The 12095-nt window shown below is 57.5% G+C and carries 10 protein-coding genes; 2 read left to right on the top strand and 8 right to left on the bottom strand.

Annotated features, from left to right (window positions below):
- Positions 1-189: 189 nt before the first annotated feature.
- The 8 genes from AFK24_RS22755 to AFK24_RS22720 form a co-directional block, all read right to left on the bottom strand.
- Complete coding sequence (locus AFK24_RS22755) at positions 190-1074, bottom strand: ABC transporter permease subunit (protein ID WP_065835365.1); 885 nt, start codon at positions 1072-1074, stop codon at positions 190-192.
- The gene (locus tag AFK24_RS22750) at positions 1071-1991 is read right to left on the bottom strand and encodes an ABC transporter permease subunit (protein ID WP_065835364.1); all 921 of its coding nucleotides are present in this window, start codon (positions 1989-1991) and stop codon (positions 1071-1073) included. The genes AFK24_RS22755 and AFK24_RS22750 overlap by 4 nt, the downstream gene beginning before the upstream one ends.
- Positions 1988-3130 carry a polyamine ABC transporter ATP-binding protein gene (potA, locus tag AFK24_RS22745; protein WP_065835363.1) on the bottom strand — a complete coding sequence of 381 codons (1143 nt, stop codon included), beginning with the start codon at positions 3128-3130 and terminating at the stop codon, positions 1988-1990. The genes AFK24_RS22750 and potA overlap by 4 nt, the downstream gene beginning before the upstream one ends.
- Before the next feature lie 55 nt (positions 3131-3185).
- Positions 3186-4280 carry a polyamine ABC transporter substrate-binding protein gene (locus AFK24_RS22740; RefSeq protein ID WP_065835362.1) on the bottom strand — a complete coding sequence of 365 codons (1095 nt, stop codon included), beginning with the start codon at positions 4278-4280 and terminating at the stop codon, positions 3186-3188.
- A 219-nt stretch (positions 4281-4499) separates the two neighbouring features.
- On the bottom strand, positions 4500-5597 hold the full coding sequence (locus tag AFK24_RS22735) for a polyamine ABC transporter substrate-binding protein (protein WP_065835361.1): 1098 nt from the start codon (positions 5595-5597) through the stop codon (positions 4500-4502).
- A gap of 163 nt (positions 5598-5760) precedes the next feature.
- Entirely contained in the window at positions 5761-7125 is a 1365-nt protein-coding gene (locus tag AFK24_RS22730; RefSeq protein WP_065835360.1) for an aspartate aminotransferase family protein, read from the bottom strand.
- 218 nt (positions 7126-7343) lie between these two features.
- The gene (locus AFK24_RS22725) at positions 7344-8702 is read right to left on the bottom strand and encodes a glutamine synthetase family protein (RefSeq protein WP_020291771.1); all 1359 of its coding nucleotides are present in this window, start codon (positions 8700-8702) and stop codon (positions 7344-7346) included.
- A 64-nt stretch (positions 8703-8766) separates the two neighbouring features.
- Positions 8767-9543: a gamma-glutamyl-gamma-aminobutyrate hydrolase family protein gene (locus AFK24_RS22720; protein ID WP_065835359.1), complete on the bottom strand. Its 777-nt coding sequence runs from the start codon at positions 9541-9543 to the stop codon at positions 8767-8769.
- Positions 9544-9822: 279 nt separating this feature from the next.
- Between AFK24_RS22720 and AFK24_RS22715 the strand changes: the two genes are divergently transcribed.
- A complete protein-coding gene (locus tag AFK24_RS22715; protein WP_020291769.1) occupies positions 9823-11199 on the top strand; it encodes a glutamine synthetase family protein in 1377 nt (458 codons plus the stop codon).
- Positions 11200-11426: 227 nt separating this feature from the next.
- Positions 11427-12089 carry a TetR/AcrR family transcriptional regulator gene (locus tag AFK24_RS22710; RefSeq protein WP_065835358.1) on the top strand — a complete coding sequence of 221 codons (663 nt, stop codon included), beginning with the start codon at positions 11427-11429 and terminating at the stop codon, positions 12087-12089.
- Positions 12090-12095 lie beyond the last annotated feature (6 nt).

Here is a 12095-nt window from a genome sequence, read left to right as displayed (position 1 = left end):
CGTCTTCCCGGACAAGTCCGGTCCTACCGAGCAACACACAACCCGGTAGGAGAAGACTTGTCCTCGAAGCGGCCCAAACGACTACAAATTCCGTGTCGCTCAAAAGCCTTCCCGGACAAGTCCGGTCCTACCGAATCTGTGCAAAACCAGTAGGAGGGGACTTGTCCCCGAAGAGGCCGGTGCAGATCATCAAACCGGTGCAGCCACCCGGCGTGGATCGGGCTGTTTGTAGGTGTCGGCAGCGCTTTCCTCGATGGCTTGCTGGATGGCTTTCTTGCGCAGGTTTTCGGCGCGGCGGCTGAAGAACCAGACCAGGAAGGTCGCCATGGAAACCGCCAGCAAAATCAAACTCGCCACGGCGTTGATTTCCGGCTTCACACCCAGACGCACGGCGGAGAAGACTTCCATTGGCAAGGTCGTCGAGCCCGGCCCGGAAACAAAGCTCGCCAGCACAAGATCGTCCAGCGACAAGGCGAATGACATCATCGCCCCCGCTGCCAGGGACGGCGCGATCATCGGGATGGTGATCAGAAAGAACACTTTCCACGGCCGCGCGCCGAGATCCATTGCCGCCTCTTCGATGGACAGGTCCAGCTCACGCAGGCGCGCCGACACCACCACCGCGACATACGCCGCGCAGAACGTGGTGTGAGCGATCCAGATCGTGACGATGCCGCGCTCCTGCGGCCAGCCGATCAATTGCGCCATGGCCACGAACAGCAGCAGCAATGACAGACCGGTGATCACTTCGGGCATCACCAACGGCGCAGTGACCAGACCGCCGAAGAACGTGCGGCCCTTGAAGCGGGTGATGCGCGTCAGCACGAACGCCGCCATGGTCCCCAGTGCAACCGCCGCAATCGCCGTGTAACAGGCAATTTCCAGCGAGCGCATCACCGAACCCATCAGTTGCGTGTTGTCCAAAAGGCCGACATACCACTTCACCGACCAGCCGCCCCACACCGTCACCAGCTTGGAGGCGTTGAACGAATAGATGACCAGAATCACCATCGGCGCATAGATGAACAGCAGGCCGAGGACCAGCATCATGTTCGAGAATCGAAAGTTTCTCATGCCTTGCCCTCCAGCTCTTTGGCCTGACTGCGGTTGAACAGGATGATCGGCACGATCAGGATCAACAGCATGACCACCGCCAGCGCGGACGCCACCGGCCAGTCGCGGTTGTTGAAGAATTCTTGCCACAGTACGCGACCAATCATCAGGGTTTCCGGGCCGCCGAGCAGCTCAGGGATGACGAACTCGCCCACCACCGGAATGAACACCAGCATGCAACCGGCAATGACGCCGTTCTTGGACAGCGGCACGGTAATTTTCCAGAAGCTGTTGAAGGTACTCGAACCCAGGTCCGACGCGGCTTCCAGCAGGCTCGGATCATGTTTCACGAGGTTGGCGTACAGCGGCAGAATCATGAACGGCAGATACGAATACACCACGCCGATATAGACCGCGAGGTTGGTGTTGAGGATCTGCAAAGGTTCGTCGATCAGGCCCAGCCACATCAGGAAGGCGTTGAGCAGCCCGTTATTGCTGAGGATGCCCATCCACGCATACACCCGGATCAGGATCGCGGTCCAGGTCGGCATCATGATCAGCAGTAGCAGAACGGTCTGCATCTCCTTGCGCGCCGTGGCAATGCCGTAGGCCATGGGGAAGCCGATCAGCAGGCACAGCAGCGTGCTGAAGAACGCCATTTTCAGCGAACCCAGATAAGCCGAAATGTACAGATCATCGCCGGTCAGCAGCGCGTAGTTGGCGAAGTTGAGGATCACTTCGAACTTCTGTTCGGCGTAACTGAAAATCTCGGTGTACGGCGGGATTGCGACGTCAGCTTCGGCGAAGCTGATCTTGATGACGATGATGAACGGCAAGGCGAAGAACAGGAACAGCCAGAGAAACGGCGCTCCAATCACCAACTGCCGGCCGCCGGGCGTTATCCGGCTCAGCGCACGCTTGATCTTGCGTATTTTCATGAGCGCAGTACCACGCCGCTGTCGTCTTCCCACCAGACGAAGACTTCATCGCCCCAGGTAGGTCGCGTGCCCTGACGCTCGGCGTTGGCGACGAACGATTGCACCAGCTTGCCGCACGGCAATTGCACGTAGAACACCGAATGACCGCCCAGATACGCGATGTCGTGAACCTTGCCCCGGGACCAGTTGTACTCGAAGGTCGGTTGCTCAGTGGTGACCAGCAGTTTTTCCGGACGCAATGCGTAGGTGATGCGTTTGTCTTCCACCGAAGTGGTAACGCCGTGGCCGACGTAGATGCTGCGCTCCAGTTCCGGAGTGCTGATCAACGCATGGCCTTCGGCGTCGTCGATGACCTCGCCTTCGAACAGATTGACGTTGCCGATGAATTCACAGACCAGCCGACTGGTCGGGGTTTCGTAGATGTCGATGGGGCTGCCGATCTGCGCGATCCAGCCCAGGTGCATGATCGCGATGCGCTCGGCCATGGTCATGGCTTCTTCCTGGTCGTGGGTCACCATCACGCAGGTCACGCCGACCCGCTCGATGATTTCCACCAGTTCCAGTTGCATCTGCGAGCGCAGTTTTTTGTCCAGCGCGCCCATGGGTTCGTCGAGCAGCAGCAACTTGGGCTTCTTGGCCAGGGAACGCGCCAGCGCAACCCGCTGCCGTTGACCGCCGGACAATTGATGCGGCTTGCGGCGCGCGTACTGGGTCATCTGCACCAGCTTGAGCATTTCTTCGACGCGGGCCGTCACTTCAGCTTTGGGCAATTTGTCCTGCTGCAAGCCGAAGGCGATGTTCTGCTCGACGGTCATATGCGGAAACAACGCGTAGGACTGGAACATCATGTTGATCGGACGTTCGTACGGCGGCATGTCGGTAATATCGACGCCATCCAGGTAAATCCGGCCTTCGGTAGGTCGTTCGAAACCCGCCAGCATGCGCAATAACGTGGACTTGCCCGAACCCGAACCGCCCAGCAAGGCGAAGATTTCGCCCTTGTTGATTTGCAGGGACACATCGTCCACCGCAATCGTCTCGTCGAATTTCTTCGTGACCCGATCGATCTTGACCAGCACCTGTTTTGGTTGCTGACCGCCTTCGAGTGATTTCTTGTAGGCGCCGGAGGCAACTGCCATGGGTGAAACTCCCAACAGATTCGCAGCCCGGCCAATGCAGCCGGGCGCTGGATTTTTATTTGCCCGACTTGACCTTGGTCCAGCTGCGGGTCATCAGACGTTGCACCTTGGGTGGCAACTCGCTGTTCACGAACAACCGGTCCAGCACTTCCTGCGAGGGGTAAACCGCCTCGTCGTTGCGAATATCCTGATCCATGAACTCGCTGGATTTCGGGTTCGGATTGGCATAACCGACCTGATCGCTGACCTTGGCGATCACTTCAGGCTTGAGCAGGTAATTGATGAACGCGTGGGCTTCCTTGACGTTTTTGGCATCGGCCGGAATCGCCAGCATGTCGAACCACAGGTTGCCGCCTTCTTTAGGCACAGCGTAGGCAATGTTCACGCCCTTGCCCGCTTCGGCCGCACGGGCCTTGGCCTGGAACACGTCACCGGAGAAACCGGCAGCTACGCAAATGTCGCCGTTGGCCAGGTCGGTAATGTACTTGGAGGAATGGAAGTAAGTGACATAAGGACGTACCGCCATCAGTTTGGCTTCGGCCTTTTTGTAGTCGGCTTCGTTGGTGCTGTTGGGGCTCAGGCCCATGTAGTTGAGCACCGCCGGAAGCATTTCATCGGCGGAATCGAGGAAAGCCACGCCGCAACTCGACAGCTTCTTGATGTTCTCAGGCTCGAACAGCATCGCCCAGGAATCGATCTTGTCGACACCCAGCACAGCCTTGACCTTGTCGACGTTGTAACCGATGCCGTTGGTGCCCCACAGATATGGCACGGCGTATTGATTGCCGGGGTCGTTTTTTTCCAGACGCTTGAGCAGCGCCGGATCAAGATTCTGATAGTTGCTCAGCTGGGCTTTATCCAGTTTCTGAAAAGCGCCGGCCTTGATCTGCTTGCCGAGGAAGTGATTGGACGGCACCACCACGTCGTAGCCGGTGCGCCCGGCCAGCAACTTGGCTTCCAGGGTTTCGTTGGAGTCGAATACATCGTACATCGGCTTGATATTGGTGGTGGTTTCGAAGTCCGCCAACGTTGTCGTGCCGATGTAATCGGACCAGTTATAAATATGCACGACGGATTCTGCCTGGGCACCGACCGTAAGGGTCAGCGTCGTAGCGGCGAGCATGGATTTGGCAAATAAGGAAATAGACACGTGAACAATCCTTTTTCTGTATGGGGTCTGGTGCCCGTGTCGCTGAGCTGGACTGTGTGGGAACAGAATAATGCAGGAGCGAATGAATTCGTGCCTACACACTCGAGCCGTAGGAGCGGATTTATCCGCGAGGATGTCGGGAAAAGCACGAGATTTCATGCCAGCCTTAAAGACGCCCTCCCGGATAAATCCGGTCCTACGCAATTCAATCGAGCAAACTTACTTACCCGATTTAATCTTGGTCCAGCTGCGGGTCATGATCCGCTGGGTCGCTGCTGGCAAATCGGCGATGGCGTACAGTTTCGCCAACACATCAGCAGGCGGGTAAACGCCCGGGTCGCTGGTGATGTCTTTGTTGACCAATGGGGTCGACGCTTCGTTGCCGTTAGGGAAATGCACTTCGTTGGTGATTTCAGCCATGATTTCCGGCTTCATCAGGAAGTTCATGAACTTGTAGGCGCCTTCGACGTTTTCGGCATCCTTGGGAATGGCGACCATGTCGTAGAAGCTGCCAGCACCTTCTTTGGGAATGTTGTAGCTGACCTTGACCTTGCCACCGGCTTCTTCAGCCCGGGATTTGGCCTGGTAAATGTCACCCGAATAACCCACCGCTACGCAGATGTTGCCGTTGGCCAGGTCGGAGATGTACTTGGACGAGTGAAAATAGCCAATCGATGGACGAACTTTCAGGAACAGCGCTTCGGCTTCGGCCAACTGCTTCTTGTCCTGGGAATCGGTTGGGTAGCCCAGGTAATGCAGGGCAATCGGCAACATTTCAGTTGGTGAATCGAGGAAGCTGATGCCACAGGATTTCAGCTTGGCAGCGTTCTCTGGTTTGAACAGCAAGTCCCAGGAGTTAGTCGGTGCGTCGGCACCCAGCACGGCCTTGACCTTGTCCGGATTGAAGCCGATGCCAATCGAGCCCCACATGTACGGGAAGGCGTGCTTGTTGTCCGGGTCGCTCACCGATACGGCCTTGAGCAGCGCGGTATTCAGGTTTTTGTAGTTAGGCAGCTTGGACTTGTCCAGCTCCTGATAAACGCCCGCCTTGATCTGCTTGGCGAGGAAGTTGTTCGACGGCACAACAACGTCGTAACCGGATTTACCGGCCAGCAACTTGGCTTCGAGGGTTTCGTTGCTGTCGAACACGTCGTAGACGACTTTGATGCCCGACTCTGCTTCGAATTTGGAAATGGTGTCCGGTGCGATGTAGTCGGACCAGTTGTACACGTGCAGCACTTTGTCATCAGCCTGAGCGGCGGCGGCCACAACGCCCATCAGGGACAGTGCCAGGAGGGTCTTGCCAAATTTTTTCATGTATACAGCTCCATTTAGATTAATCACTGACGATGACAACCGCCCCGTTGGAACGAGCGGGCGGCGTTCCGACTTGCCCGCGAACCATACGCCGTGGTGCATCAGGTATAACGCGGTATCGTTCTTCGCGGGCAAGCATCGCGCCCGCAAAGTGCCAAACAGCTTAGCCTTCCAGCGCCGCCAGGGTCAGATCAAGACATTTGCGAGCTTTGTCGATCAACTCGTCAATTTCCGCAAAACTGATCACCAGCGGTGGCGCGATGATCATGGTATCGCCAACTGCCCGCATGATCAGGCCATTGTCGAAGCAGAAGGTTCGGCAAATCATGCCTGCGCCCCTGCCGGTGTAACGCTCGCGAGTCGCCTTGTTCCTGACCAGCTCGATAGCCCCCAACAGGCCCACGCCCCGGACTTCACCCACCAGCGGATGGTCGTTGAGCTCACGTAAACGCTTCTGCAAATACGGTGCCGTTTCCGCCTTCACCCGCTCGACGATCTTCTCGTCGCGCAGAATGCGAATGTTCTCCAGCGCCACCGCTGCCGCAACCGGATGCCCGGAATAAGTGAAGCCGTGGTTGAAGTCGCCGCCCTCGTTGAGCACCTTGACGATTTCGTCGCGCACAATCAGGCCGCCCATGGGGATGTAACCCGAGGTCAGGCCTTTGGCGATGGTCATCATGTCTGGTTTGAGGTCATAGAAATCACTGCCAAACCATTCGCCGGTACGCCCGAAGCCACAGATCACTTCATCAGCGACAAACAGAATGTCGTACCTGGCGAGGATCTCCTTGATCTTCGGCCAGTAGCTTGCAGGCGGCACGATCACGCCACCGGCGCCCTGGATCGGTTCGGCAATAAAAGCACCGACGTTGTCCACGCCCAGCTCGAGGATTTTCTTTTCCAGCTGCTCGGCGGCCCAGACACCGAACTCGTCGGGAGTCATATCGCCACCCGCACCAAACCAGTACGGCTGCGGGATGTGCACGATGCCTGGAATTGGCAGGTCGCCCTGCTCGTGCATGTAAGTCATGCCGCCCAGGCTGGCGCCGGCCACGGTCGAGCCGTGATAGCCGTTGACCCGGCTGATGATGGTTTTCTTGTTCGGCTGGCCCTTGATCGCCCAATAGTGGCGAACCATGCGCAGCATCGTGTCGTTACCTTCCGAACCTGAACCGGTGAAAAACACGTGGTTCATGCCTTGCGGGGCAATTTGCGAGATGACCTTGGCCAACTCCAGCACCGGCGGGTGAGCGGTCATGAAGAAAAGGTTGTAATAAGGCAGCTCACGCATCTGTTTGGCGGCGGCTTCGGCCAGTTCATCGCGGCCGTAGCCGATCGCGACGCACCACAGGCCGGACATGCCGTCGAGAATCTTGTGACCCTCGCTGTCCCAGAGATAAACGCCGTTGGCGCGGGTGATGATGCGCGGGCCGACTTCTTTAAGCTGTTTGTAGTCACTGAACGGGGCCAGGTGATGCTCGCTGCTCAAGGCCTGCCATTCGCGGGTTTGCGGGTTGTTTGAACTCATTTATAGCACTCCATATGCTTGTATTCCCGTAGAAGATCCCCGTCATTTAGACGTCGCGCTGTCGCACAGCAAACGTGGGATCCGGTAGGAGGGGACTTGTCCCCGAAGGCATTTGGCCTGACACCGGCATATCCAGAAAATAATACCGTCCGGGATGACGTCATCGGGGACAAGTCCCCTCCTACCCTGCAACTCCTACAGGCCTTTTGTTTGCGGCATCAGACGGCGAAGAGCAGGAATTCTCGCTCCCATGAACTGATCACGCGCTTGAAGTTTTCGTGTTCGGCGCGTTTGACGGCGACGTAGCCGACGATGAATTTCTTGCCGAGGTATTTCTCGATGGTCTTGCTGTTTTCCATCCGCTCCAGCGCGTCTTCGATGGTCAACGGCAAGCGCAGATTGCGCCGCTCGTAACCACGGCCCACCACCGGCGCGCTTGGGTTGTGCCCTTCGACCATGCCAATGAAACCACACAGCAGGCTCGCGGCAATCGCCAGATAAGGGTTGGCATCGGCGCCGGGCAAGCGGTTTTCCACACGGCGGTTCTGCGGACCGGCATCCGGCACGCGCAGGCCCACAGTGCGGTTTTCTTCGCCCCATTCGACGTTCACCGGCGCCGAGGTGTCGGGCAGGAAGCGGCGGAATGAATTGACGTTGGGCGCGAACAGCGGCAACAGCTCGGGAATGAATTTCTGCAGGCCGCCTATGTGATGCAGGAACAGCTCGCTCATGGTCCCGTCTTCGTTGGAGAAGATGTTCTTGCCGGTCTTGATGTCGATGATGCTCTGGTGCAAATGCATGGCGCTGCCCGGCTCGCCCGTCATCGGCTTGGCCATGAACGTGGCGGCCACGTCGTGCTTGAGCGCGGCTTCGCGCATGGTGCGTTTGAACACCAGGATCTGGTCGGCCAGGGACAAGGCATCGCCGTGACGGAAGTTGATTTCCATCTGCGCGGTGCCGTCTTCGTGAATCAAGGTGTCCAGATCGAGGTTTTGCAGCTCGCACCAGTCATAGACGTCTTCGAACAGCGGGTCGAACTCGTTGGCCGCTTCAATCGAAAACGACTGGCGACCGGTTTCCGGGCGACCGGAGCGACCAATCGGCGGCTGCAACGGGTAATCCGGGTCGTCGCTGCGCTTGGTCAGGTAGAACTCCATCTCCGGCGCGACAATCGGCTGCCAGCCTCGATCGGCATACAGCTTGAGGACTTTCTTCAAGACGTTGCGCGGCGACAGCTCGATGGGGTTGCCCTGCTTGTCGTAGGTGTCGTGAATCACCTGCGCCGTGGGCTCGATTGCCCAGGGGACCAGATACACCGCGTTCTGGTCGGGACGACAGAGCATGTCGATGTCGGCAGGGTCGAGCAGTTCGTAATAAATGTCGTCTTCGACGTAATCACCCGTGACGGTCTGCAGCAATACGCTCTCCGGCAAGCGCATGCCCTTCTCGGCAATGAATTTGTTGGTGGGTGAGATTTTGCCGCGAGTGATCCCGGTGAGGTCGGCAATCATGCATTCGACTTCGGTGATCTTGTGTTCTTTCAACCAATCGGTGAGCTGGTCGAGGTTGGTACTCATAAATACCTCAGGTTTATAAAGCGTCTGTTGAGGCTCAACAGACCCGCTTGGTCCCGATCAAGAATCAGGAGTTGTGTGACGCATCGGCGTCGCGTTCTATCGCTCGTTTTCGACAGGCATCGCCAAACGCCTGAAAGATCGCCAGATAATCCGGATTGGAAGTCACCTGCCACTCGGGATGCCATTGCACACCCAGCGCGAATCCTTCGCTGCCTTCAACCGAAATGGCTTCAATCAGGCCGTCCGGCGCCGTTGCTTCCACGCGCAAGCCCGGCGCCAGACGCTCAATGCCTTGCCCGTGAATGGAATTGACCTGGATCTCGCTGGACAACCCAAGCCCGGCCAATACGCCGCCTGGCTGGACATGCATTGCATGGCTTGGCGCGTACTGCACTTCGACAGGTTCGTTGTCCGGTTCACGATGGTCCATGAAGGTTCCGGTTTCGTGAACACGCTGATGCAGACTGCCGCCGAAGGCCACATTCATCTCCTGAAATCCGCGGCAAATGCCCAAAACAGGAACACCAGCTGCCACGGCGGCACGAATAAGCGGTAAGGTGGTGCTGTCGCGATCAGGATCGTGCTCCGTACCCGGAGCGCTGGCAGGACCACTGTAGTGATAGGGTTCGACATTGGAAGGCGAGCCGGTGAACAGCAGCCCATCAAGGCTGGCGAGGATTTCGGCGGGATCAAGCAAGGGTCCGAGCGCTGGCAGAATCAGAGGCAGGCCTTTGGCCGCCATGGCTACCGCACGGACATATTTGTCGCCGCTGATGTGATAGGCATGGTGACCGATCTGCTTGTTGCAGGCGGTGACGCCGATCAGTGGCAGGCGAGACATAGGACCCCCGTGTTGTTGCTGCTGTTATGGGTTGCAATCGAGCTTAGCCTTGTTCATTTTTTTCCACAACTGTGCGGTAAAAAATCGAACACGGCCCGTTCAGACCTGATGTGCCGGGCCCTTCCAGCGTCCAATACTTGCCCCTAATTGCGGCAAAAACGGCTTTTCGGCGCCCTTTTAGGGCAAAAGAAGGCTCTATTGACTTAATCATGGCTTTCGGATTGACTGAATCCCGTAAGGCTCGATGATTGATATTTTTAACAACAAAGGTGTTGCATCATGTCGGTACCCCCGCGTGCCGTTCAGCTTAACGAAGCGAACGCGTTCCTTAAGGAACATCCTGAGGTTCTGTACGTTGACCTTCTGATTGCAGATATGAATGGTGTGGTGCGCGGCAAGCGCATAGAACGCACCAGCCTCCATAAGGTTTACGAGAAGGGCATCAACCTGCCTGCCTCTTTATTTGCCCTGGATATCAATGGCTCGACGGTGGAAAGCACCGGCCTGGGTCTGGACATCGGTGATGCTGACCGAATCTGTTATCCAATCCCTGACACCCTGTGCAATGAGCCCTGGCAGAAGCGCCCTACCGCGCAACTGTTGATGACCATGCACGAAATCGAAGGTGAACCCTTCTTCGCCGACCCGCGTGAAGTCCTGCGTCAAGTGGTCAGCAAGTTCGATGACATGGGCCTGACGATCTGCGCCGCCTTCGAACTGGAGTTCTACCTGATCGATCAGGAGAACGTGAATGGCCGCCCACAACCGCCACGTTCGCCGATCTCCGGCAAACGCCCGCACTCGACACAGGTCTACCTGATCGACGATCTCGACGAATACGTCGATTGCCTCCAGGACATTCTGGAAGGCGCGAAAGAACAAGGCATTCCGGCTGACGCTATCGTCAAGGAAAGCGCCCCGGCTCAGTTTGAAGTGAACCTGCACCACGTCGCCGACCCGATCAAGGCCTGCGATTACGCGGTACTGCTCAAGCGACTGATCAAGAACATCGCCTACGACCACGAAATGGACACGACCTTCATGGCCAAGCCCTATCCGGGTCAGGCAGGCAATGGTCTTCACGTCCACATCTCGATCCTGGATCGCGATGGCAAGAACATCTTCACCAGCGAGGATCCCGAGCAGAACGCCGCATTACGTCATGCGATCGGCGGTGTGCTCGAGACCCTACCGGCGCAGATGGCGTTCCTTTGCCCGAACGTCAACTCATACCGCCGGTTCGGTGCTCAGTTCTACGTGCCGAATTCGCCAAGCTGGGGTCTGGACAACCGGACTGTCGCCTTGCGCGTGCCGACCGGTTCTGCCGATGCCGTGCGTCTGGAACACCGGGTTGCCGGTGCCGATGCCAACCCGTATCTGCTGATGGCTTCGGTCCTGGCAGGCGTGCATCACGGTTTGACCAACAAGATAGAACCGCCGCCGCCCGTCGAAGGCAACTCCTACGAGCAAAACGAACAAAGCCTGCCGAACAACCTGCGCGATGCCCTGCGCGAGCTGGACGACAGTGAAATCATGGCGCGCTATATCGACCCGAAATACATCGATATCTTCGTCGCCTGCAAGGAAAGCGAGCTGGAAGAGTTTGAACACTCCATCTCCGACCTTGAGTACAACTGGTATCTGCATACCGTTTAACCGGGTGTGAAGAACAAAGAACGCCGCTGGACCGTGAGGTTTGGCGGCGTTTTTTGTTATCTGCATGAGAGCCTGGCAATGATCCCGTAGGACTGGCTTTAGCCGGGAGAGCATTTTTTCTGATCAAGGAAATGCAGCGAATGTACTGGCCCTCTCCCGGCTGAAGCCGGTCCTACCGCGCCCATAATTAGTTACAATCCCCGCTGCCCCGCCCAAGAGACTACTTCATGACCCGCCCCGCCACGCCCCGCAAACCTCGTGCACGCAGTCAGGCCCGGATCGATTCGATCCTTGATGCCGCACGCGAACTGCTGGCGACTGAAGGTGTGGCGAGTCTGTCGATCTACAGCGTGGCCGAACGGGCGCAGATTCCGCCGTCGTCGGTGTATCACTTCTTCGCCAGCGTCCCGGCCTTGCTCGAAGCGCTGACCGCCGATATTCACGCCGCCTTTCGCGCCTGCCTGCAAGCGCCTATCGAACATGCCGAACTGAGCAACTGGCGCGATCTGTCCCGGCTGGTCGAAATGCGCATGCTGGATATCTACAACGCTGACGCCGCCGCCCGCCAGTTGATCCTCGCCCAGCACGGCCTCACAGAAATCAACCAGGCCGACCGCCAGCACGACATCGAGCTGGGCCACTTGATGCTGGAGGTCTTCAATCGCCACTTCCAGCTGCCAGCCCTGCCCGACGACGTCGACGTGTTTGCCCTCGCGATGGAACTGGGTGATCGGGTTTACGCCCGTTCCATGCAACTGCACGATGAAATCACCCCGCGCATGGCCGAAGAAGGCATGCGCGTGTTTGATGCTTATCTGGGGTTGTATTTGCCGGTCTATATGGAGAAGAGATGCGAACGGGAAATAGTAATACTCCCTTTCATAGAATAATTGTTG

It is taken from the genome of Pseudomonas syringae (genome assembly GCF_001698815.1).
Taxonomy (GTDB): Bacteria; Pseudomonadota; Gammaproteobacteria; order Pseudomonadales; family Pseudomonadaceae; genus Aquipseudomonas; species Aquipseudomonas syringae_A.
Note: the sequence above shows the minus strand (reverse complement) of the source record. Positions and strands in the feature narration are given on the sequence as shown.

Excerpts from the sequence above, each read along its gene's own strand:
- AFK24_RS22725 (WP_020291771.1), bottom strand. The coding sequence starts at position 8,702 with ATGAGTACCAACCTCGACCAGCTCACCGATTGGTTGAAAGAACACAAG.
- AFK24_RS22730 (WP_065835360.1), bottom strand. The coding sequence starts at position 7,125 with ATGAGTTCAAACAACCCGCAAACCCGCGAATGGCAGGCCTTGAGCAGC.
- potA (WP_065835363.1), bottom strand. The coding sequence starts at position 3,130 with ATGGCAGTTGCCTCCGGCGCCTACAAGAAATCACTCGAAGGCGGTCAG.
- AFK24_RS22720 (WP_065835359.1), bottom strand. The coding sequence starts at position 9,543 with ATGTCTCGCCTGCCACTGATCGGCGTCACCGCCTGCAACAAGCAGATC.
- AFK24_RS22710 (WP_065835358.1), top strand. The coding sequence starts at position 11,427 with ATGACCCGCCCCGCCACGCCCCGCAAACCTCGTGCACGCAGTCAGGCC.
- AFK24_RS22715 (WP_020291769.1), top strand. The coding sequence starts at position 9,823 with ATGTCGGTACCCCCGCGTGCCGTTCAGCTTAACGAAGCGAACGCGTTC.
- AFK24_RS22755 (WP_065835365.1), bottom strand. The coding sequence starts at position 1,074 with ATGAGAAACTTTCGATTCTCGAACATGATGCTGGTCCTCGGCCTGCTG.
- AFK24_RS22750 (WP_065835364.1), bottom strand. The coding sequence starts at position 1,991 with ATGAAAATACGCAAGATCAAGCGTGCGCTGAGCCGGATAACGCCCGGC.
- AFK24_RS22735 (WP_065835361.1), bottom strand. The coding sequence starts at position 5,597 with ATGAAAAAATTTGGCAAGACCCTCCTGGCACTGTCCCTGATGGGCGTT.